Origin of the sequence: Microbacterium sp. PA5 (genome assembly GCF_049860775.1) — a bacterium.
Taxonomy (GTDB): domain Bacteria; phylum Actinomycetota; class Actinomycetes; order Actinomycetales; family Microbacteriaceae; genus Microbacterium.
On record NZ_CP187567.1, the window covers coordinates 2986062 to 3007040 of the forward strand.

General features: G+C 69.7%; 18 protein-coding genes. 8 read left to right on the forward strand and 10 right to left on the reverse strand.

Annotation, left to right across the window (positions count from 1 at the left end):
• Positions 1-2: 2 nt before the first annotated feature.
• A complete protein-coding gene (locus ACPWUT_RS14090; RefSeq protein ID WP_425838775.1) occupies positions 3-602 on the reverse strand; it encodes a nucleotide exchange factor GrpE in 600 nt (199 codons plus the stop codon).
• A 2-nt stretch (positions 603-604) separates the two neighbouring features.
• Positions 605-2464 carry a molecular chaperone DnaK gene (dnaK, locus tag ACPWUT_RS14095; protein ID WP_425838778.1) on the reverse strand — a complete coding sequence of 620 codons (1860 nt, stop codon included), beginning with the start codon at positions 2462-2464 and terminating at the stop codon, positions 605-607.
• Positions 2465-2788: 324 nt separating this feature from the next.
• Between dnaK and ACPWUT_RS14100 the strand changes: the two genes are divergently transcribed.
• Entirely contained in the window at positions 2789-3370 is a 582-nt protein-coding gene (locus ACPWUT_RS14100; protein WP_425838781.1) for a GNAT family N-acetyltransferase, read from the forward strand.
• Positions 3371-3455: 85 nt separating this feature from the next.
• On the forward strand, positions 3456-4850 hold the full coding sequence (locus ACPWUT_RS14105; protein WP_425838784.1) for an MFS transporter: 1395 nt from the start codon (positions 3456-3458) through the stop codon (positions 4848-4850).
• A 132-nt stretch (positions 4851-4982) separates the two neighbouring features.
• Here the strand turns inward: ACPWUT_RS14105 and ACPWUT_RS14110 are convergent, their stop codons facing one another.
• Complete coding sequence (locus ACPWUT_RS14110; protein WP_425838787.1) at positions 4983-5585, reverse strand: MarR family winged helix-turn-helix transcriptional regulator; 603 nt, start codon at positions 5583-5585, stop codon at positions 4983-4985.
• 142 nt (positions 5586-5727) lie between these two features.
• Here ACPWUT_RS14110 and ACPWUT_RS14115 point away from each other — a divergent pair, with 142 nt between their 5' ends.
• Positions 5728-6420 (forward strand): MarR family winged helix-turn-helix transcriptional regulator, encoded by a 693-nt coding sequence (locus ACPWUT_RS14115; RefSeq protein ID WP_425838790.1) that lies wholly within the window; start codon positions 5728-5730, stop codon positions 6418-6420.
• 84 nt (positions 6421-6504) lie between these two features.
• On the opposite strand, the gene dcd is transcribed toward ACPWUT_RS14115, so the two are convergent.
• From dcd to ACPWUT_RS14130, 3 genes are read right to left on the reverse strand one after another with little or no spacing between them, the layout of a single operon-like run.
• The gene (dcd, locus tag ACPWUT_RS14120) at positions 6505-7110 is read right to left on the reverse strand and encodes a dCTP deaminase (RefSeq protein ID WP_284528915.1); all 606 of its coding nucleotides are present in this window, start codon (positions 7108-7110) and stop codon (positions 6505-6507) included.
• A 9-nt stretch (positions 7111-7119) separates the two neighbouring features.
• A complete protein-coding gene (locus ACPWUT_RS14125) occupies positions 7120-8907 on the reverse strand; it encodes a glycoside hydrolase family 2 protein (protein ID WP_425838793.1) in 1788 nt (595 codons plus the stop codon).
• On the reverse strand, positions 8904-9902 hold the full coding sequence (locus ACPWUT_RS14130; protein ID WP_284528914.1) for a LacI family DNA-binding transcriptional regulator: 999 nt from the start codon (positions 9900-9902) through the stop codon (positions 8904-8906). Before ACPWUT_RS14130 ends, ACPWUT_RS14125 begins: the two co-directional genes overlap by 4 nt.
• Positions 9903-10057: 155 nt before the next feature.
• Between ACPWUT_RS14130 and ACPWUT_RS14135 the strand changes: the two genes are divergently transcribed.
• The 4 genes from ACPWUT_RS14135 to ACPWUT_RS14150 all read left to right on the forward strand — a co-directional run bounded on the left by ACPWUT_RS14135 (position 10058) and on the right by ACPWUT_RS14150 (position 14559).
• The gene (locus ACPWUT_RS14135) at positions 10058-11389 is read left to right on the forward strand and encodes an ABC transporter substrate-binding protein (protein ID WP_284528913.1); all 1332 of its coding nucleotides are present in this window, start codon (positions 10058-10060) and stop codon (positions 11387-11389) included.
• Positions 11390-11471: 82 nt separating this feature from the next.
• On the forward strand, positions 11472-12437 hold the full coding sequence (locus ACPWUT_RS14140) for a carbohydrate ABC transporter permease (protein WP_284528912.1): 966 nt from the start codon (positions 11472-11474) through the stop codon (positions 12435-12437).
• On the forward strand, positions 12437-13318 hold the full coding sequence (locus ACPWUT_RS14145) for a carbohydrate ABC transporter permease (RefSeq protein WP_284528911.1): 882 nt from the start codon (positions 12437-12439) through the stop codon (positions 13316-13318). The genes ACPWUT_RS14140 and ACPWUT_RS14145 overlap by 1 nt, the downstream gene beginning before the upstream one ends.
• A 29-nt stretch (positions 13319-13347) precedes the next feature.
• Positions 13348-14559 (forward strand): family 1 glycosylhydrolase, encoded by a 1212-nt coding sequence (locus ACPWUT_RS14150; RefSeq protein ID WP_425838799.1) that lies wholly within the window; start codon positions 13348-13350, stop codon positions 14557-14559.
• 28 nt (positions 14560-14587) lie between these two features.
• On the opposite strand, the gene ACPWUT_RS14155 is transcribed toward ACPWUT_RS14150, so the two are convergent.
• The 4 genes from ACPWUT_RS14155 to ACPWUT_RS14170 are packed head-to-tail and all read right to left on the reverse strand — an operon-like array spanning position 14588 to position 19881.
• Complete coding sequence (locus ACPWUT_RS14155) at positions 14588-16726, reverse strand: glycoside hydrolase family 2 protein (RefSeq protein ID WP_425838802.1); 2139 nt, start codon at positions 16724-16726, stop codon at positions 14588-14590.
• A gap of 6 nt (positions 16727-16732) precedes the next feature.
• The gene (locus ACPWUT_RS14160) at positions 16733-17599 is read right to left on the reverse strand and encodes a carbohydrate ABC transporter permease (RefSeq protein ID WP_425838805.1); all 867 of its coding nucleotides are present in this window, start codon (positions 17597-17599) and stop codon (positions 16733-16735) included.
• A 3-nt stretch (positions 17600-17602) separates the two neighbouring features.
• A complete protein-coding gene (locus ACPWUT_RS14165) occupies positions 17603-18511 on the reverse strand; it encodes a carbohydrate ABC transporter permease (RefSeq protein WP_425838808.1) in 909 nt (302 codons plus the stop codon).
• 5 nt (positions 18512-18516) lie between these two features.
• Complete coding sequence (locus ACPWUT_RS14170; RefSeq protein WP_425838811.1) at positions 18517-19881, reverse strand: ABC transporter substrate-binding protein; 1365 nt, start codon at positions 19879-19881, stop codon at positions 18517-18519.
• 77 nt (positions 19882-19958) lie between these two features.
• Here ACPWUT_RS14170 and ACPWUT_RS14175 point away from each other — a divergent pair, with 77 nt between their 5' ends.
• Entirely contained in the window at positions 19959-20972 is a 1014-nt protein-coding gene (locus tag ACPWUT_RS14175; RefSeq protein ID WP_284528905.1) for a LacI family DNA-binding transcriptional regulator, read from the forward strand.
• Positions 20973-20979 lie beyond the last annotated feature (7 nt).

The following is a 20979-nucleotide window of genomic DNA, read 5'->3' on the forward strand; positions in this document are numbered from 1 at the left end:
TCCTAGTCGGTCCCTGAGGTCGACGCCGGAACGGCGACGACGACCTTCGCCGGCCGCAGCTCGATCGCGCCGAGGCGGTAGCCCACCTCGACGACCTCGAGGATGGTCGGCGTCTCGGTGCCGGGCGTCGGGGCCTGGAAGATCGCCTCGTGCTGCTGCGGGTCGAACGTGTCGCCGGCCGCGCCGTAGGTCTCCACGCCCAGGCGCGCCACGACGGCGCGCAGCTTCTCGGCGATCGCGGTGAGCGCCGAGCCCTCCACCAGGTCGCCGTGCTTCTCGGCGCGGTCCAGGTCGTCGAGCACCGGCAGCAGACCCTTCGCGACCGCGCCCTTGGCGCGCTCGATCTCGACCTCGCGCTGGTCCTCGGTGCGACGGCGATAGTTCGCGTACTCCGCCTGCAGGCGCTTCAGGTCGAGGAGCAGGTCGTGCTCCTCCGCGGGGGCGTCGGCCACGGCGGCGTCATCGTTCTGGGCGGCGCCCAGGATGTCGTCGATCGTCAGCTCGTCCTCTTGCGACTCAGGGTCGGATGCCGTGGCATCCGACCCCTCCTCGCCGAGGACCTCGTCGCCGTCTTCAGGCTTGTCGAAGTCCTTGTTCGTCATGCTTACTTCTTCTCGTCTTCGTCGTCGACGACCTCGGCGTCCACGACGTCCTCCTCAGAGGATGCCGCATCGGCCGCCGGCTCGTCCTGCGCCGGAGCGCTCTGCTCGGCCTGCGAGGAGGCGTAGATCGCCTCGCCCAGCTTGCCCTGCGAGGCGTTGAGCTTGTCGAACGCGTCCTTGACGGCGTCGTCGTTGTCTCCGGCGAGCGCGGTCTTCAGCGCGTCGACGTCAGCCTGCACCTCGGACTTGACGTCCTCGGGCAGCTTGTCGGCGTTGTCGGCGATGAGCTTCTCGATCGAGTACGAGAGGGTCTCTGCCTGGTTGCGGACCTCGGCGGCCTCACGGCGCTTCTTGTCCTCGGCCGCGTGCTCCTCGGCCTCGCGCACCATCCGCTCGATGTCGTCCTTCGGCAGCGACGAGCCGCCGGTGATCGTCATCGACTGCTCCTTGCCGGTGCCCTTGTCCTTCGCGGACACGTGCACGATGCCGTTGGCGTCGATGTCGAAGGTGACCTCGATCTGCGGGATGCCGCGCGGCGCCGGCGCGATGCCGGTGAGCTCGAACGTCCCCAGCGGCTTGTTGTCGCGGGTGAAGTCGCGCTCGCCCTGGAAGACCTGGATGGCGACCGACGGCTGGTTGTCGTCGGCGGTCGTGAAGGTCTCGCTCCGCTTGGTCGGGATGGCCGTGTTGCGCTCGATGAGCTTGGTCATGATCCCGCCCTTGGTCTCGATGCCGAGGCTCAGGGGGGTGACGTCGATGAGGAGGACGTCCTTGCGCTCGCCCTTGAGGACGCCGGCCTGGAGAGCGGCGCCGACGGCGACGACCTCGTCCGGGTTCACGCCCTTGTTGGGCTCCTTGCCGGTCTCCTTCTTCACGAGCTCGCTCACGGCGGGCATACGCGTCGAACCGCCGACGAGGACCACGTGGTCGATGTCGGACACCTTGATGCCGGCCTCGCGGATGACGTCCTCGAACGGCTTCTTGGTGCGGTCGAGGAGGTCCTTGGTGAGGTCCTCGAACTTGGCGCGGGTCAGTGTCTCCGACAGCGACACGGGGCCGGAGTCGGTCAGCGACAGGTAGGGCAGGTTGATCGAGGTGCTCGTCGAGCCCGACAGCTCCTTCTTGGCCTGCTCCGCCGCCTCCTTGAGGCGCTGGAGGGCGATCTTGTCGCCCGAGACGTCGACGCCGGTCGTGTCCTTGAACTGCTTGATGAGGTAGTCCACGATGCGCTGGTCCCAGTCGTCGCCGCCGAGGCGGTTGTCACCGGCGGTGGAGCGCACCTGGATGGTCGAGAAGTCGTCGTCCTTGCCCACCTCGAGCAGCGACACGTCGAACGTTCCGCCACCGAGGTCGAAGACGAGGATGAGCTCGTCCTCCTTGCCCTTGTCGAGGCCGTAGGCCAGCGCGGCGGCGGTCGGCTCGTTGATGATGCGCAGGACGTTCAGGCCCGCGATCTCACCCGCGTCCTTCGTCGCCTGACGCTCGGCGTCGTTGAAGTACGCGGGGACGGTGATGACCGCGTCGGTCACCGTGTCGCCCAGGTACTGCTCGGCGTCGCGCTTGAGCTTCTGGAGGATGCGCGCCGAGATCTCCTGCGGCGTGTAGTTCTTGCCGTCGATCGACTGGGTCTTCCAGTCGGTGCCCATGTGGCGCTTGACCGAGGTCAGCGTGCGGTCGACGTTGGTGACGGCCTGGCGCTTGGCGGTCTCGCCGACGAGCACCTCGCCGTCCTTGGTGAAGGCGACGACCGACGGGGTCGTGCGGAAGCCCTCGGCGTTGGCGATGACCTTCGGCTCGCCGCCCTCGAGGACGGAGACGACGGAGTTCGTCGTGCCGAGGTCGATTCCCACTGCACGTGCCATGTGTGTTTCTCCTTTGTGGAACGGATCGGGGTGAAGTCTTTCGAGATTGAGCCGTCGCGGCTCAAGTTCGCTCTGCTTCCACGATAGACCGCACCGCCGGTACTGTCAAACCAAGTTGATACGACTCTTATCAACTTTTCAGGTGCGGTGGTGGCTGCTCGGCGGCGGCCGGCGTCGGCCGGCGTCGGCCTCTGCGCGGCGGACGGGGGCGAAAGCAGGCTGGATCGGCCGGAGGCGTCCCCGGCGGCGCCCGCCCCGGCAGTCGGGCCTGCTTTCCGCACGTCTGCCCGCGCCGGACCCCGCCCGGCGGGCAGGATGGATGCCATGTCCCTGCCCGCCGTCTTCACCCGCCTCGTCGGCCCCCGCGTCACCCTCGACCCGCTGCGCCCGGACGACATCGAGCCCCTCTACGCGATGCAGTCCGACCCCGAGGTGTGCCGCTACCTGCTCTACGAGCCCCGCACCCGGGAGAAGGTCGAGGAGGTGCTCGCCCGCGACGCCGCGGCGCTCCGCCTGGCCGAGCCGGGCGACTACCTGCAGCCCGCCATCCGCGACGAGCACGGCGACTTCATCGGGACGATGTACCTCGACCTCAAGAGCGTCGACGACCGCACCGCCGAGATCGGCTGGATCCTGCTCCCGTCGGCGCAGGGCCGAGGATACGCCGCCGAGGCGGCGCGCCTGCTCCTCGCCTACTGCTTCGACGACCTCGGCCTGCACCGCGTGTACGCGGAGCTCGATCCCCGCAACGACGCCTCGGTCGCGCTGTGCCTGCGCCTGGGCATGCGCCACGAGGGACACTTCGTCGAGGACATGTTCCTCAAGGGCGAGTGGACCGACACCGGCCGCTACGCGATCCTGGAACGCGAATGGGCGGGGCGCCGGGGCACGGCGCCGGTAGCCTGAGCACACCCCCGCACCGCCGCGGGGGTGCAGCACCCGTCGCGGGTGCGGCACCCTCCGTTCACGGAAGAGTCCTAGCGTGACCCACATGTCGCTCCCCGACCAGCCCGCACCCGACTCCGTCCACGCCGCGGCGGCGGGCACGACCGAGGCCACCCGCAAGCCCGGCGTCCTGGCGTGGGCGCTCTGGGACTGGGGTTCGGCGGCGTTCAACGCCGTCGTCACGACATTCGTCTTCAGCACCTACCTCTCCAGCAGCTACTTCATCGATCCGGCGATCGTCGAGGCCGCGGGCGGCAACGCCGAGGACCCGGCCCTCGTCGCCGCCGAGGCGTCCAACGCGTCGCTGATCGGCGTGGCGCTGATGATCGCCGGCATCCTCATCGCCGTCCTCGCCCCCGTGCTCGGCCAGCGCTCCGACGGCTCGGGGCGCCGCAAGCTCTGGCTCGGGATCAACACGGGCGTCGTCGTGCTGGCGATGGCGGCGATGGTGTTCGTCGAGGGAGCGCCCGGCTACCTCGTCCTCGGGGCGACCCTCCTGGCCGTCGGCAACGTTTTCTTCGAGTTCGCGGGCGTCAACTACAATGCGATGCTCGTGCAGGTCTCCACCCGCGAGAACATGGGCCGCGTCTCGGGCTTCGGGTGGGGCATGGGCTACGTCGGCGGGATCGTGCTGCTGATCATCCTCCTCGTCGGCTTCATCGGGCTGGGCGACGAGCCGGGCCCGCTCGGGATCACCGAGGAGGGCGGACTCAGCATCCGCCTCGCGGTGCTCGCCTCGGCCGTGTGGTTCGCCGTCTTCGCGATCCCGGTGCTCCTGCGCGTTCCCGAGATCCCCGCCCGCGCCCGCGCGAACCGGGTCGGCTTCTTCGCCTCCTACCGCGTGCTGTTCGGCACGCTCCGCAAGCTCTGGCACGGCAATCGGCAGGTGCTGCAGTTCCTGCTGGCGAGCGCCGTGTTCCGCGACGGCCTGGCCGGCGTCTTCACCTTCGGCGCGATCATCGCCGCACAGGTGTTCGGCTTCACGTCGACGCAGGTGCTCTATTTCGCCGTCGCCGCCAACGTCGTGGCGGGCGTCTCGACGATCCTCGCCGGACGCCTCGACGACCGATTCGGTCCGAAGAACGTCATCATGGCCTCGCTCATCGGGCTCGTGATCGCCGGCACCGCGGTGCTCTTCATCGGCACCGCCGCGGTCGGCTTCTGGATCGTCGGGCTCATCCTGTGCATGTTCGTGGGGCCGATCCAGTCGGCGTCGCGATCGTTCCTGGCGCGGATCACGCCCGAGGGGCGCGAGGGCGAGATCTTCGGCCTGTACGCCACCACCGGCCGCGCGGTGTCGTTCCTGGCGCCCGGACTGTTCGCCCTCTTCGTCGGGCTGTCCGGCGATACGCGCCTGGGCATCCTCGGCATCGTGATCATCCTGCTGGCGGGCCTGCTGCTCATGCTGCCGGTGAAGACACAGCAGGTCGCCATCGACTGACCGGTCGAGCCGGTTGCGCGTTCACAACTCCGGAAGCGCCTGGCGCTCGAGGGGCGGAGGCGGCCGATGCGTCGCCCTGCGGCCCGGATGTCCGGAGTTGTGCACCGGGCGACGCGCCCAATGGGAAGTCGGTCAGGCCTGGGGCCAGGCCGCTGCGAGCTTGGACAGCAGACGCGCGAGCTCGGCACGCTCGGCGTCGCTGAATCCGGCGAGCGCGGCCTGGATGCGCTCCCGCCGCTCGCCGCGGAAGCCGCGGGCGATCCGGCTCCCCTGCTCGGTGAGGGCGACGCGGGTGCGGCGCGCGTCGTCGGGATCGGCCTCGCGCTGCACGAGGCCGAGGTCGACGGCCTGCTGGATCAGACGGGAGGCCCGCGGCTGGTCCACCCCGATCGCCTCGCCCACGTCGCTCACCGAGAGGGGGTGGGAGGCTGCCGCGAGGGCGTCGAGCAGGCGCAGTCGCGCCGGTCCGCCGCCGAAGCGCGCGTGAGGAGCGAAGGGACCGTGGCCCCAGCCAGGTCCGCCGGGGCGCCCTCGCCCGCCCGGGCCGTCGCCGCGGGCGCCCGCGTCGTGGGCGTCGTGACCGCCGCCGCCGTGGCTCCCGCCGTCGCCGTGCCCACCGCCGCCGTGCCCGCCGGGTCCGAACGGACCACCCGGCCCGAACGGCGGGCGAGGGGGACGGCCGCGCAGCTGCGAGAGGGCGGCGACGATCGCGTCGAGGTCGGCAGCATCCGTCATGCCTCCACGGTACATGCCACTTGACATGTTTCTTGGATGCATGTCACAATACATACGCATGCACAAGTACATGCATCTGCGACGCTCACCGCAGCGACAGACGACCCGGCGGGATCAGATCCCGCCCACGAAAGGACTTCTCATGGAGAACCCCACACCCCACCCCGAACACCCGCAGCCCGCGTCCCGGCCCCTCGGCTTCTGGCTGCGCGCCGTCGACCGGCTCCTCACGCGCGAGTTCGCCGCGGCCTTCGAGACCGAAGGCGTGACGCGACGCGAGTGGATGATCCTGAACGTCCTCGACGGATCCGTCGAGGCACCCGAGATCGCCGCCCGCATCGCGCGCGGCAAGAAGCTCCGCTCGCTCGCCGAGCGCGGCTGGGCCGTCGAGACCGACGGCACCTGGACGCTCACCGACGAGGGACGTGCCGCCAAGGCGCGCCTGTCCGAGACGGTCGACGGCATCCGCTCCCGCGTGGCCGGCGCCGTCTCGGAGGCCGACTTCGCCACGACCCTCGCGTCACTGCAGGCGATGGCCCGCGAACTCGGCGGCGACGACCTCGCCGCCGGACTCGGCCGGCCCGGCCGCGGCCGTGGCTTCGGCCGTCCCGGATTCCGTCCCGGGTTCCGCCCGGGCTTCGGCGACGTGCCCGGATTCGGCCCGCACCGCTTCGACGGCCAGCGGTTCCCCGGCGCCCTCCACGGCGGACACGGCCCCTGCGGTGGCCCGCGCGGGCACCGCCACAGCCACCACCACGGCGACGGCGGCGAGCGCGCCTACGAGCGCGGCTTCGATGCCGGCTTCGCCCGCGGACGCGAGGAGCGCACGGCCTGACCCGCACGAGCCGACCTGCACGACCAGACGGCCGCTGCCCTTCCGGGGAACGGCCGTCTGGTCGTATCGGGGCGCGAGATCGGGTCAGTGACCGGGCGCGCCCGCGTCGGTCGTGCCGACGTCGGTGCGGTGGAAGTTCTGGAAAGAGCGGGAGGCGGTCGGTCCGCGCTGCCCCTGGTAGCGGTTGCCGTACGGACCCGATCCGTAAGGCGACTCGGTGGCCGACGACAGACGGAAGAAGCAGAGCTGTCCGATCTTCATCCCCGGCCACAGCTTGATCGGCAGGGTCGCGACGTTCGACAGCTCGAGGGTCACGTGCCCCGAGAAGCCCGGATCGATGAAGCCGGCCGTCGAGTGGGTCAGCAGGCCCAGACGACCGAGCGAGGACTTGCCCTCCAGGCGGGCGGCGACGTCGTCGGGCAGGGTGACGAGCTCGAACGTCGATCCGAGCACGAACTCGCCCGGGTGGAGCACGAACGGCTCGTCGGGGTCGACCTCGATGAGGTGGGTCAGGTCCGGCTGGTCCTCCGCCGGGTCGATGAACGGGTACTTGTGGTTGTCGAACAGCCGGAAGTACCGGTCGAGACGGACGTCGACGCTCGAGGGCTGGACCATCGCCGGGTCCCAGGGGTCGAGCCCGACCCGTCCGAGGTCGATCTCCCGGCGGATGTCGCGATCACTGAGCAGCACGCGGCCAGCCTACTGGCCGAGGACGGCCGCCCGGATCGCCGCGACGGGCACCTTCGGCGACCTGTCGTCATACAGCAGGCCGTTGGTCTCCTGCCCGGTGTCGGTGAGCTGGGTGTAGCAGAACCCGCTCAGCGGCGGCGCGGCCTCGGCGGCGGCGATGAGGGCGCACACCCGGTCGCCGAACTCCTCCGGGGTGTCGGCCGTGGAGTAGCCCCAGTCGGTGCCGTTCGCGGGACGCAGGCTCACTCCGCCGAACTCGGTCAGCATGATCGGCTTGACGCCCGTGTCGCCGTCGACCGAGATGCGGCGTCCGGCCGGCCCGAAGCCCGAGATCATGGCGTCGAGCGAAGCGGCGTCGCCGTAGCGGGCGGCGAGGACCTCGGGGCGCGCCTCGTAGTCGTGGATCGTCCAGATGTCGGAGCGCGTGTGCTCCCAGCCGTCGTTGGAGATGACGGGCCGCGAGCCGTCGAGGGCGCGGGTGATGTCGGCCACCGAGCGGCTGAGCGCGCGCTGACGCGGATCGTGGGCGATGTGCTGCACGCCCCAGCTCTCGTTGAGCGGAACCCAGACGATCACACTGGGGTGCGATTGGTCGCGCCCGACGAGGCTCGTCCACTCGGAGACGAGGTTGGTCACCGCGCGCCGATCGAACGCGTAGGCGCTGGCGGTCTCGGCCCACACCATGAGGCCGAGCCGGTCGGCCCAGTAGAGGAAGCGGGGATCCTCGGCCTTCTGGTGCACGCGCGCTGTGTTGAAGCCCAGATCGCGGATGAGCTCGACCTCCCGGCGGAGCGCCTCGGCGCTCGGAGCGGCCAGATGCGACTCGGGCCAGTAGTTCTGGGCGAGCACCGCCCGGAGCCTGGTCGGCCGGTCGTTCAGGAGGAAGGCCGTGCCGTCGGTGCCGACGCTGCGCATGCCGAGGTAGCTCGCCACGGCATCGGACGAGGACGGCGACGCGAGGCGGACCACGGCGTCGATCAGCTGCGGGCTCTCGGGGCTCCACAGGAGCTCCTCGTGCTGCTGGCCGTTCGTCTGACGCGGCAGCGTGAGCCGCAGCGTCTCGAACCGGGACAGCACCTTCGTCCGCGCCTCGGCGAGGATCTCGCCGTCGTGCCGCAGCTCGACGTGCAGCCACGCGTCGTCCTCGACGGGGCCGGACAGCTCCACCTCGACGCTCACGCCGGCCGTGGGGATGTCGGAGTCCCACCCGAGCCGCGCGATCGCGGTGCGCGGCACCACCTCCAGCCACACCGGCTGCCAGATGCCGGTCGTGCGGTGATACCAGATGGCATGCGGCTGATCCCGCCAGTCCTGCTTGCCACGCAGGATCGATACGTCCTCGGGGTCGTCGACGGCGTGGACGACGATCTCATCGCCGCCGTCGGCGCGCAGCACCGCGGTGATGTCGGCGGTGAACGGGGACTGGCCGCCGCGGTGGGTGGCCACCACCACGCCGTTGACCCAGACGGTCGCCTCCCAGTCCACGGCGCCGAAGTGGAGCAGCACCCGTCCGTCGCCGGCGTCGCCGCCCGCCGCCGCGAGGTCGGCCGCCGTGATCGCGCGGCGGTACCAGACCGAGTGCAGCATCCCGGACTCCGCCAGCCCCGAGGCGGCGGACTCGGGCGGGAAGGGCACGGTGATGGTGCGGTCGAAGGAGACCTCTGCCGGCTGCGCGTCTGGCGCGCCGAGCGCGAAGTCCCACGGCCCGGTGAGGTCGGCCCAGTCCGGCCTCATCAGCTGAGGGCGCGGGTAGGTCCCGTCCTGCGTCGATGCGACGGGAAGCGGGGTGGCGCTCACGTGTGTCCTCCTGTGCTCGCCCGGTCGGCGATGGTGAATGGGATCGCCGGCGACCCTGCCGACGAGGGGGTGATCAGCAGGTCGATGGCGGCGCGCGCGAGTGCCCGCGTGTCGGGCGCGACCGAGCTGAGCGACGGTGTGCTGTAGCTGGCCTCGTCGATGTCGTCGAAGCCGATCACCGCGACCTGCTCGGGCACGCTCACGCCGCGCGCGCCGAGCACGTGGAGGGCGCCGAGGGCCAGCAGATCGTTGAAGGCGAAGACGGCGTCGAACTCCACGCCGGTGTCGAGCAGGTGTGCGGCGGCGGCGGCGCCGTCGGCGCGGTGGTAGCCGTCGACGACGCCCACGAGAGCGGGATCGAACGGGATGCCCACCGCCTCGAGCGCGGCGCGATATCCCGACAGGCGGAGCACCGAGGTCTCGTTCGGGCCGTCCTGCTGCATGCCGATCGCGGCGATGCGGCGGCGGCCCCGGGAGAGCAGATGCTCCACCGCGGCGCGCGCGGCGGCGGTGTTGTCGACCGCGACGTGCGGGAGCGAGGTCTCGCCGATGTGCTCGCCGAGGAGGATGAGGGGCGTCGGATCCTCGCGGTGCTCGAGGTCGGCGGCGGTCAGCGCGAGGGGGCTCAGGATCAGCCCGTCCATGAGGGGGAGGTCGATGCCGTGGGCGATACGCTCCTCGGCATCCTTCCGACCGTCGGTCTGGTTGATGAGAACGGTGATCGAGCGCTCCTGCGCAGCGCGCACGAGGTCGGACGCGAGCTCGGCGAAGTAGGGCTGACTGAGGTCCGGAAGGGCGACGGCGACCATGCCGGTGCGGCCGCTGCGCAGGTTGCGGGCCGCGACGTTCGGTCGGTAGCCGAGGTCGACGATGGCGGCCTGGACGCGGGCCTTCAGCTCGTCGGTGACCCAGCCGGTGCCGTTGACCACGTTGGAGACCGTCTTGGCCGAGACGCCCACGCGCTCGGCGACGTCCTTCAGGGTCGTCCTGCCCACTCGGTCCACCTCCTTCGATGCGTTCGTGCGACTCACAGTGTCACACCCGGGTTCATCATTCAACGATTACCAAAAGGGTCTTGTTCAACGATTACCACGTCAGGTATAACAGATTGCACCCCGCACGTTCAACGTTGAACTAGAAAGGAAGATCGATGGAGACACAGCACTCACCGCGGCGCCGCCTCACCCGCGGCCTCCGCCTCGCCACCGCCGGCGCCGGCATCCTGGCGCTCGCGCTCACCGGCTGCGCCGGACAGGGGACCACCGGCAACGGCGACAGCGGAGACGGCGGAGACGGGGGCAAGATCTCGCTCACGTTCTGGAACGGATTCACCGGACCCGACGGGCCCGCGCTCGAGAAGGTGATCGAGGACTTCAACGCGTCGCAGGACGAGGTCGAGGTGAAGGCCGAGATCATGCCCTGGGACACGCTGTACCAGAAGGTCCTCACTGCGGTCGCCGGCAACGACGGTCCCGACATCATCGCCATGTCGGCGGCGCGCATGCCGCAGTTCGCCAAGCAGGGGATGTTCCTGCCGGTGGACGACTACTACGAGGACGCGGGCAACGACTCCGCCGCCCTGGCCGAGGCGGCCATCAACGCCTCCGTCTTCGACGGCGTGAACTACGGGGTCCCCGTCAACTACACGCCCATGATGATGTACTACAACAAGGACCTCTTCGAGGCCGCCGGGCTCGACCCCGAGGCGCCGCCCACCACGTGGGAGGAGTTCGCCGCGATGGTCCCGAAGCTCACCGTCGACGAGAACGGCGACGGCAAGCCCGAGCAGTACGCCACCGCCCTCGGCGACCACGAGACCGTCCCCGTCTTCCCCGCGCTGCTGTGGGGCACCGGCGGTGCGGTCGTCTCCGACGACGGCACCACGTCGATGCTCGGCGACGACGCGAGCCTCGAGGCGCTGAACTTCTGGGTGGACCTCGTGAAGAACCAGAAGGCATCGCCGATCGGGCTGTCGGGCGCCGACGCCGACAAGCTGTTCCTCACCGGGAAGGCCGCGACCGAGATCGTCGGACCGTGGATGACCACCGGCTTCGAGGACGCGGGCCTGAACTTCGGCATCGCTCCCCCGCCCGCAGGTCCCGACAGCGACGCCGTGCTCGCCGACGTGGTCTCGATGGGCCTGCCGGCCGGCACCGACGACGCGACCAAGGAGGCCGCGTACGCGTTCTTCGCGTACTGGAACTCCGCCGAGGGGCAGACCACCTGGGCCGACGGATCGGGCTTCCCCCCGAACCGCGCCGACGTGGCCGACAAGGTGACCGCCAGCCCGTACCCGGCGATCTTCGGAGACGCCGCCGTGGCGAGCCGTGCGAAGATCCTGCTGGCAGGGGTCGCCGCCGGCGGCACCATCACGGAGACCATCTTCTGGCCGTCGCTGCAGAAGGCCCTCAACGGCGACGGGACGGTCGACTCGATCTTCCCCGCCGCCTCCGAGCAGGTCCAGGCAGAACTCGACAAGTGACACCCGCGCGCGGGTCGGAGCGCGTTGCTCCGGCCCGCGCGTCCGGCCCGCCCGCGCGGGTCGCACCCCAAGGAGATCCCCGATGACGGTCACCGATCCGGCCCCGTCCGCCCTGTCCGCCGCATCCGCCCGCTCGTCCGCGCCGACCGCCCTGTCGCGGCGGCGGCGCCGCGGTCCCGCATCCCGACGGCAGCTCACCGCGTGGCTGTTCCTCGCCCCCGCGCTCATCGTGCTCGTGGCGTTCACCCTCTACCCGATGGCGCAGGCGGTCTACCTGTCACTCACGAACTACAACCTGATCGCCGCCGCCGAGTGGATCGGGCTGGACAACTACGTCGAACTCGCCGGCGATCCGGCGTTCTGGAACGCGTTCTGGAACACCGTCCTCTACGCCGTCGTGGTCGCCCCGGTCACCGTCGTCCTGGCGCTGGTGTTCGCCGTGATGCTGAACCAGGCGTTCTTCGGCCGCACGTTCGTGCGCACCGCCATCTTCCTGCCGTTCATCGTGTCGCTCGGGATCATCGCCATCGCGTGGTCGTTCCTGCTCGACCCGAACATCGGGCTCCTCTCCTACTGGTTCGGCCAGCTCGGCATCGTCACCGAGCAGGGCTGGCTGAGCGACCCGCGCTTCGCGATGCCCGCGGTCATGATGGTCGGCGTGTGGAAGTTCGTCGGCTTCTACATGGTCATCTACCTCGCCGGCCTGCAGTCCATCCCCGCCGAGCTGTACGAGGCGGCCAAGATCGACGGCACCACCGCGTGGCAGCGCTTCCGCAACGTGACCCTCCCGCTCCTGTCGAACCAGACCCTCCTCGTCTCGGTCCTCGCGCTCATCGCCACCCTGCAGGCCTTCGACCAGATCTACGTCATGACCCGCGGCGGCCCCTACTTCAAGACGGAGACACTCGTCATGCTCATCTACCGCGAGGGGTTCCAGGAGCTGCGCTTCGGGTACGCCTCGGCGATCTCGTTCGTGCTCCTGCTGTTCGTCTTCGCGCTCTCGATGGTCCAGTACGGCTGGCTCCGGCGCCGGGCGGTGACGTACTGATGACCACCACGCTCGACCGTCCCGTCACCCGCGACCTCGGCGCCCTCGACCGCCGTCGCCTCACCCTCTACCGCGCATCGAAGTGGGCGCTCGCGATCGTCGCGATCCTCATCGCCCTGCTGATGCTGCTGCCGATCGTGTGGCTCGTCTTCACGGCGTTCAAACCGGAATCCGACATCGTCACCTACCCGCCGACGCTGTGGCCGCGAGAGTTCACCCTCGAGCACTTCGTCGACGTGTGGGAGCGGATCCCGTTCGCCCAGCTCTACGTCAACACGATCATCTTCGCCGGCGGCGTGACGATCATCTCGCTGCTGCTGGACTCGATGGCGGCCTATGCGCTGGCGCGGCTGCCCTTCCGCGGCCGCGGCGTCGTCATGGTGCTGATCCTCATCCTGCTGATGCTGCCGTTCCAGGTGACGCTCATCCCGCTCTACGACATGCTCAACGGGTTCGGACTCACCAATACCCTGCCCGGCATGATCATTCCGCGGATGACCAACGCCTTCGGCATCTTCTTCCTCACGCAGTTCTTTCTCTCGCTCCCGCGCGACCTGGAGGAGGCGGCACGGGTCGACGGCGCGTCGGAGTGGCGCATCTACCGTCAGATCGTGATGCCGCTGGCCAAGCCCGCCCTGCTCACGTTGGGTCTGTTCCACTTCCAGTACAACTGGAACGACCTCCTGTGGCCGCTGGTCATGTCCTCGAGCCTGGAGTCCTCGACGCTCCCCGCCGGCCTCGCCCTCTTCATGGGCCAGCACGTCGTCGAGTACGGGCTGCTCATGGCGGGATCGCTCCTGGCACTGCTGCCGGTGGTCGTCTTCTTCCTCCTCATCCAGCGCAGCTTCGTCGCCGGCATCGCCACGACCGGGCTCAAGTGACGCGATCCTCCCCCGAACGAAAGGCATCCATGGACCGCTGGTACGACGACGGCCGCCTCCGCTACGGCGTCGGCATCGAAGACACCTTCATCCCGCAGATCCGGCCGGGTCACCGCAAGCTCGACGAGTACGAGCTCACCCAGCACTACACGCACTGGCGCGAGGACCTCGACCTCGTGGCGGAGTCCGGTGCCGAGTTCGTCCGCTGGGGCGTGCCCTGGTACCTCGTCGAGCCGGAGCCGGGCGTCTTCGACTGGTCGTGGACCGACCAGGTCGCCGAGCACCTGAGCGCGCTCGGCGTCCGCTGCATCGTCGACCTCATGCACTACGGCACGCCGACGTGGCTCGAGAACTCGTTCCTGAACGCGCAGTATCCCGAGCGGGTCGCCGCGTACGGCCGTGCGGTCGCCGAGCGCTACCGCGGCGTCTGGACCGACTACACGCCGCTGAACGAACCCATCGTCAACGCGGAGTGGTGCGGCGAGATGGGCAAGTGGCCGCCGTACCTCACCGGCGTCGACGGCTTCCTCACCGTCACGAAGGCCCTGGCCAAGGGCATGGTCCGCACCCAGCAGGAGATCGCCGCCGCCGATCCGGATGCCGTCTTCGTCCACGTCGACGCCGGCTTCCGCTACGAGGGCGAGACGACGCCGCTCCCCCGCGCGCTCCTCGAGGAGCGCCGGTTCCTCGCCCTCGACCTCATCACCGGCCGCGTGGACGACGCGCATCCGCTGCGCTCCTGGCTCGGTGAGAACGGCTACACCGACGCCGACCTCGCCTGGTTCGCCGACAACGCCGTCACCCCCGACGTGCTCGGCGTCAACTACTACCCGGCGTTCACGACGATCCGCATGGACGACGACGGGACGAAGTCGCCCGTCCAGGCGGGCACCTCGGGACTTCGCGACCTCGTGCAGCTGTACAGCGAGCGCTACAGGCTGCCGATCGTCATCACCGAGACGTCGCTCGTCGGCACCCCAGACGAGAAGATCGCGTGGCTTCACGAGTCCGAGCAGGAGGTCGAGGTGCTGCGCGCCGACGGCATCCCGATCGTCGGCTACACGTGGTTCCCTTTCCTCGACCTCGTCGACTGGCTCTACCGCTTCGACGACAAGCCGGTGGATGACTGGATGCTCGACTTCGGCCTCGTGAACCTCGTGCGCGGCGGCGACCAGCAGCTCGCCCGCCGCAAGAACGCGGCCTTCGACGTGTACCAGGAGATCGCCCGCCGCCACCGCTGAGAGGCGGGGCGGGCGGGGCGGTCCCGCCTCAGCCGCGCGTCCAGCCCGGCTGCGCGTGCCCGGGAAACTCCCCCGGGCGCGCGCCGCGGCGGTTCGCCGACTCGACCTCCGCAGCGTCGAGGTAGGCGCGCGCTCGCACCGTGCCGGCGCCGTCCACGAACCAGAGGCCGAAGCGGCCCGGGGCGGGGTGCGTCGGCACGGCGATCGACACGGCGTCCGACAGCCGGAACGGCACCGCCTGTACCTCTGCGGACTCGGCGCCGGCGTGCGGCGCCTCCGCCGGCAGCGGCGCGTACGCGGCGAGCCACGCACCGACGACGGTGCCGCGGACGGCATCCGTCCCGTGATGCGAGATGTGCACGTCGACGGTCGTCTCCGCGTCGGGCGGCACGATGTCAGCGCCGGCCGCACGCGGGACGAGGTCGATGACGATCACCGTCTCCGCGTTGACGTCGCGAGGCACCAGGCCCGCGCCATCCTTCAGCCGCCGGTCGGTCGTCAGCAGCCCGGCCGCCTCGTGCTCGACGTCGGCGAACTCCGTGTACACGTAGCCGGCGTACCGGTCGTGCCTGCGGAGCTCCTGCGTCTCCCAGCGAAGGTGCCAGATCCGCTCGAGGCTCGTGAACCCTTCGCCGTACTCGCTGTTGATGAGCGGGATGCCGGTGCGCGGCGTGTCGTCCGAACCGTACAGCGACTTGTCGACGACGAAGTCGGGACCCAGCCGCACCGGGAAGGTCTCCTGCTCACCGCTCGCGAGCGCACCGACGGCGCGCGCCCACTCTCCGAGGTCGGGTTCGTAGTAGTGCCAGTCGAGGAGGTCGGTCTTCACGTGCGACCAGCCGGAGTTCTCCACGATCAGCCGCGAGTCGTCGAGCGCCCGGAGCCGGTCGTACGCGTGACGCGCGGCCTCGGCGCGCGCGGGGCTCCCCGGGATGTCCCAGTCGAGCCCCCACTCCTCGTTGTAGAGACCCCAGATGACGATGCTCGGGTGGTTGCCGTCGCGCTCGACCATGCCCTCGAGCTGCGCCTCGAACGCGGCGGCGGACGCCGGCGAGTACCGGCTCGGGCAAGCGGGTTCCGCCCAGACGAGCATCCCCGCCCGGTCGGCCTCGGCGAGCCACAGCGGCTCCTCGAACTTCAGGTGCTTGCGGACGAGGTTGTAGCCGAGGTCCGCCGCCCACGCGACGTCGCGGAGGAGATCCTCCGCCGTCGGAGCGGTCAGGCCTGTCTCCGGCCAGTAGCCCTGATCGAGCACCCCGCGGACATAGAGGCGCTCCCCGTTGAGATGGAGCTCCTCGCCGCGCGCCTCGATGCGACGCAGTCCGCCCGTCACCGTGACGAGGTCGTCGCCGGTGCGGACGCGAAGGCGGTAGAGGTGCGGGTCCTCGGGAGACCACAGCCGGGGCGACGCCACTGGCATCCGCCCTTCGGCGACCCCCTCCGGGTCGGCGACGAGGAGGATCCGCTCCTCCGAGCCTTCGAGCTCGAGCTGGACCTCGGCTCCGGCCGGACGGTCGCCGTCGAGCACGACGCGCACGTCGAATCCGTCGAGGCTGTCGCCGCGCATCGCGACCGATTGAGCGTACGTGCTTCCCCGCGCCTCGAGCCACACGCTCTGCCAGATGCCCGACGTGGGGGTGAACGACACTCCGTCGTAGTCGTCGCGCGGGATCGAGCGCTGCTTGCCGTGCGGGATCTCCCGCTTGTCGGCCGGCGCGTGCACGGCGACGGCGATCTCGTCTCCCGCGCTCGACGCCTCGTCGGTGCGCCGGTCTGCGGACGCGCGCAGGGCGTCGGTGATGTCGAACTCGAAGTACTCGTAGCCCCCGCGGTGCTCCCCGACCCGGATGCCGTTCACCTCGACGACGGCGTGGTGGTGCACGGCGCCGAAGCAGAGCACGACGCGCGCGCCCGACCAGGACGCCGGCACCTCGATGCGGCGGCGGTACGTCGCCTGCTCCAGCCAGGTGCGTCCGACGCCGGACGCCGCCGTCTCCCAGGCGAACGGCACGGTGATGCGCTCCGGTGCGCCGTCGGCCTCGAAGCCCCATGCGCCGTTGAGCGACAGCCAGCGCTCGGAGCGGTCCCGATCGGGGCGCGGGTACTCGGGGCGCGGCACCGTCGCGGTGCCGACGCTCGTCGTCTCGTCGGGGATGGTCGTCGTCATGTGTGGTCAGCCCTTCACGCTGCCGGCGAGGATGCCGTTGATGAAATGCCGCTGCAGAGCCATGAACAGGATCAGAAGCGGGATGAGTGCGACGGAGCTCGCCGCGAGGAGTTCTGCCGTGACCGTGGCGTAGTCGGCCCCGACCCGGTTGCCGCTGATCGTGGAGGCGAGGCCCGAGAGCACCACCTGGATCGTCGCCATCTGCTCGGTGTTGGCGACGATCACCGGCCAGACGAAGTCGTTGTAGATGTTCATGATCGTGAGCACCGCCAGGCCCGCGAGTCCGGGGCGGATCACGGGCAGCACGATGCGCGTGAAGATGCCGAACTCGCTGCAGCCGTCGACGCGCGCGGCGTCGATGAGCTCATCGGGCACGGCGGAGATCACCTGTCGCATCCAGAAGATGGCGAACGCATCGATCGCGCCGGGGAGGATGAGCGCCTGGTAGGTGTTGATCCACCCGAACGCCTTCATCTGCAGCAAAAGCGGGATGATCAGGACGATCGTCGGGAGCATCAGGGTGATGAGCACCGCCCCGAAGATCAGATTCTTGCCGCGGAAGTCGTACTTTGCGAAGGCGAAGCCCGCGAGCGGGGCGAAGAACATCGTGATGCCGCCCTTGAATAGAAGGACGATCCCTGTGTTCAGGAAGCCCGTCGCCAGCGGGACGTCGTGGAACACCCGCACGAAGTTGTCGACCGTGAACGTGGACGGGTCGAACAGCAGCGGATAGCGGATGATGTCGGCGGGCTGCTTGAACGAGGAGAGCAGCGCCCAGACGACCGGCCCGAGGAAGCCGAGGAGCAGCAGGACGAGGACCAGGTGCGAGACGGCGCCTCGGACGCGATCGGGACGGGTGCGTGTCGTGGCCATGACTCAGTCCTTCGCTCGCAGCAGTCGGACGAAGCCGAGCGAGAGGGCCAGCACCAAAATCACGAGGAGAAACGAGTTCGCCGCCCCCGTGCCGAGGTCCGCCCGGGTGATGTGGTTGTAGAGGTAGTAGCCCGCGGTTGTCGTCGAGTTGTAGGGCCCGCCCTGCGTCATGACGTACGGCTCGGCGAACATCTGGAACACCGCGAGGGTCTGCAGCACGATGCAGAACATGATCGTGCGGCGCAGCAGCGGCACCGTGATGCTCCAGAGCTGCCGCGGTCGGCTGGCGCCGTCGATCGCCGCTGCCTCGTAGATCGAGCCGTCGATCGACTGCAGGCCCGACAGCAGGATGATCACGATGAATCCGGTCGTCTTCCACAGGAACAGGAGCGCGAGCGTCGGCTTGGCCCACATGGTCGTCGTCAGCCAGCCGACGTCGGGGATCCCGAACAGATTCAGCACGGCATTGACCGCGCCGTAGCCCTGGTCGAAGAGCACGATCCAGATCTGCGCGATCGCGACCAGCGGCGTCACGAACGGGACGATGTACGCGATCCGGTACATCCCGCGGAACTTCAGCGTGGCCGAGTTCAGCAGTACGGCGATCACCACACCGATGACCAGCTGGATCGGGACGATGAGCAGCCACAGCACCGCGGAGTTGCCGATCGAGGACCAGAACTGCGGGCTCGTCAGCAGGTAGGTGTAGTTGCCGAGACCGACCCACTCCGCCGCCCCGGATCCGCGCCAGTTCGTGAAGCTGAGGCGGAACGTGTAGATCAGGGGGTACACGCTGAACGCGAGGAAGATCGCGATGAACGGCAGCACGAAGACGTACGGGGCGGAGAGCCTCCGGACGCGTGCACCGGACAGGCGTCGCCTGCGAGGCGTGGTGGCGGAGCGGGTGGTCACGGCGGTCACTGTCGGTCGATGAGGTTCGTCTGGATCTGCTCGGTGGACTGCGAGATGACCTCGGCGGGATCGAGATCGCCGTCGAGCATGCGCTGGAGGTCGTTGCCGAGGTAGTCCACGGCGCCTCCCCACCAGGTCGGGATCGGACCGGCGGCGGGGATCTCCGCACCGGCCGAGGTCGCGACCTCCCACAGGTCCTGGCCGCCGAGCGCCTCGACCTCGCCGAAGAGCGGGCTGGCCGGGTCGGCGGCGGGCAGGTAGCTGGGGATCGAGGTGTTCAGTCCGTTCGGGTAGACCTCGTTCGGCCCCCATACGGCCGAGTAGCCGGCCTCGTCGAACATCAGGAACTCGTAGAACAGCCACGCGAGGTCGGAGTTCTCCCCGTCCTTCGGCAGCACGAACGACGAGCCGCCCATCGCGCCGCTGCGGGCGCCGCCGGCCTCCCACGCGGGAAGCTCCATCGCCCGCCAGTCGCCGCTCGTCTCGGGGAGGAGCTGCTGCGGCGCGAAGCTGAACCAGATCGCCCAGGGATAGAACACCTGGTTGCCGTTCTCGAGCTCGCCGATGTCGGTCGGGCTCAGGTACTCGGCGCGGGTGCCGAGCCCTTCGTCGTTCACTGTGTCGAGGAACGTCAGGATCCGCTCGTACTCCGGGCTGTCGAGTCGCAGCTCGCCGGCCTCGTCGCCGAGCGACGTGGCGAGCTGGTTCGCGTACATCTCCAACTGGAGCTGCGCGAGGAACGGCGCCTGCTCCAGGTGGATCGGCTTCGCGCTCGGCACCGCCTCCTGATAGGCGCGCGCCGCGTCGAGCAGGTCGTCGTACGTCTCGATCTGCGTGGCATCCACTCCCGCCGCCGTCAGCGCCGCCTCGTTGTAGTAGAGCAGCCCAGGGTCGAGGTCGAACGGGATGCCGTAGATGCCGTCCGCGGCGGTGTTCACGGCGAGCTTCTGCGGCGCGATGTCGGCCGCGTAGGGCTCGAGGACGTCCGAGAGGTCCCAGAGGAAGTCGGTGAAGCTCGACACGCGCGCGTCGTCGAGGAACACTCCGTCGGGCACGTCGGTGCCGGTAATGAGGGTGTTCTGCAGCTTCGCGTCGATGTCGACCGCGACGTGGTTCACCGTGATGTCGGGATACTTCTCGTTGAACGCGGCGATCGTGTTCTCGAAGACGGTGAACAGGTCGCCCTCTCGATCCCAGATCGTGATCTCGCCCGACGGGCTCTCCTCGGAGGGAGCCTGGAGGACGTTCGGGTCCGATGATTCGGCGGGCGCCGAGATGTCGGGACCGCAGGCGGTCAGGGCCACGGTGGCCAGGACCGCTGCTGCGCCGGCTGCTGCCGTGCGCACCGTTGCTGTGCGGGTGAGGTGCATCTCACACTCCTTCGTGTTTGCCAACGATGCAAACACTAGCCTGACGTTTGCACACGTTGCAAGCCTAGAATGTGAGCATGCCTGCCACGCTCCGTGACGTCGCCGACCGCGCCGGGGTATCCGTCCGCACGGTCTCGAACGTCGTGAGCGGGTACACCCACGTCAGCGAGCAGATGCGCGAACGCGTCATGCGCGTGATCGAGGAGCTCGACTACCGCGCGAACCCCGTCGCCCGCACCCTCCGCACCGGCCGGACCGGTGCCCTCGCGCTCGTCGTGCCCGAGATCGACGTCCCCTACTTCAGCGAGCTCGCCCGCGACGTGATCGACGCCGCCGCCGTTCAGGGCTACCGGGTCATGATCGATCAGACCGGCAACGACCACCAGCGCGAGCGCGAACTGCTCCTCGGCGAGGACCGCACCATGCTCTTCGACGGCATGCTGTTCAGCCCGCTCGTCACCTCGTCCGAGTTGCTCGAGATGAAGCACTCCCGCAGCGGCGTGCCCCTCGTCCTCCTCGGCGAGCACGAGTTCGACGGCCGCTTCGACCACGTCGCGATCGACAACGTCGCCGCGGCCCGCGAGGCCGTCGCGCACCTCGTCGCGATCGGTCGCCGCCGCATCGCCGCGATCGGCGCCCAGCCCGAGGAGGAGTACGCCACGCCCCGCCAGCGGACCGCCGGCTACGAGGCGGCCCTCACCGACGCAGGCCTTCCCGTCGACCCCGAATGGATGCTTCCTGCCCCCCACTACAGCCGCGCCGACGGCTACCGCGCCACGATGGAGCTGTGCGAGCGGCCGACGAGGCCCGACGCCATCTTCTGCTTCTCGGATCTGCTCGCCGTCGGCGCGATCCGCGCGATCTTCGACGCGGGCCTGAGCGTCCCCGAGGACATCGCCGTCATCGGCATCGACGACATCGAGGAGGGGCGGTACGGCCGTCCCTCGCTGAGCACGGTCTCCCTCGACACCCCGTTCATCGCCCGTGAGGCGATCGGCAGGCTCCTCGCCAGGATCGACGACCCGGCCGAGTCCGCGCAGCGCATCGTCGCGCCACACCGCCTCGTCATGCGGGAGAGCACTTCGGCCTGATCGGCGC

What these genes read in the sequence shown, in the direction of transcription:
- ACPWUT_RS14105 (WP_425838784.1), top strand. Translation starts at nt 3,456, where the DNA reads ATGTCGCTCCCCGACCAGCCCGCACCCGACTCCGTCCACGCCGCGGCG.
- ACPWUT_RS14115 (WP_425838790.1), top strand. Translation starts at nt 5,728, where the DNA reads ATGGAGAACCCCACACCCCACCCCGAACACCCGCAGCCCGCGTCCCGG.
- ACPWUT_RS14140 (WP_284528912.1), top strand. Translation starts at nt 11,472, where the DNA reads ATGACGGTCACCGATCCGGCCCCGTCCGCCCTGTCCGCCGCATCCGCC.
- ACPWUT_RS14160 (WP_425838805.1), bottom strand. Translation starts at nt 17,599, where the DNA reads ATGGCCACGACACGCACCCGTCCCGATCGCGTCCGAGGCGCCGTCTCG.
- ACPWUT_RS14150 (WP_425838799.1), top strand. Translation starts at nt 13,348, where the DNA reads ATGGACCGCTGGTACGACGACGGCCGCCTCCGCTACGGCGTCGGCATC.
- ACPWUT_RS14100 (WP_425838781.1), top strand. Translation starts at nt 2,789, where the DNA reads ATGTCCCTGCCCGCCGTCTTCACCCGCCTCGTCGGCCCCCGCGTCACC.
- ACPWUT_RS14155 (WP_425838802.1), bottom strand. Translation starts at nt 16,726, where the DNA reads ATGACGACGACCATCCCCGACGAGACGACGAGCGTCGGCACCGCGACG.
- dnaK (WP_425838778.1), bottom strand. Translation starts at nt 2,464, where the DNA reads ATGGCACGTGCAGTGGGAATCGACCTCGGCACGACGAACTCCGTCGTC.
- ACPWUT_RS14135 (WP_284528913.1), top strand. Translation starts at nt 10,058, where the DNA reads ATGGAGACACAGCACTCACCGCGGCGCCGCCTCACCCGCGGCCTCCGC.
- ACPWUT_RS14170 (WP_425838811.1), bottom strand. Translation starts at nt 19,881, where the DNA reads ATGCACCTCACCCGCACAGCAACGGTGCGCACGGCAGCAGCCGGCGCA.
- ACPWUT_RS14110 (WP_425838787.1), bottom strand. Translation starts at nt 5,585, where the DNA reads ATGACGGATGCTGCCGACCTCGACGCGATCGTCGCCGCCCTCTCGCAG.
- ACPWUT_RS14090 (WP_425838775.1), bottom strand. Translation starts at nt 602, where the DNA reads ATGACGAACAAGGACTTCGACAAGCCTGAAGACGGCGACGAGGTCCTC.
- ACPWUT_RS14175 (WP_284528905.1), top strand. Translation starts at nt 19,959, where the DNA reads ATGCCTGCCACGCTCCGTGACGTCGCCGACCGCGCCGGGGTATCCGTC.
- ACPWUT_RS14145 (WP_284528911.1), top strand. Translation starts at nt 12,437, where the DNA reads ATGACCACCACGCTCGACCGTCCCGTCACCCGCGACCTCGGCGCCCTC.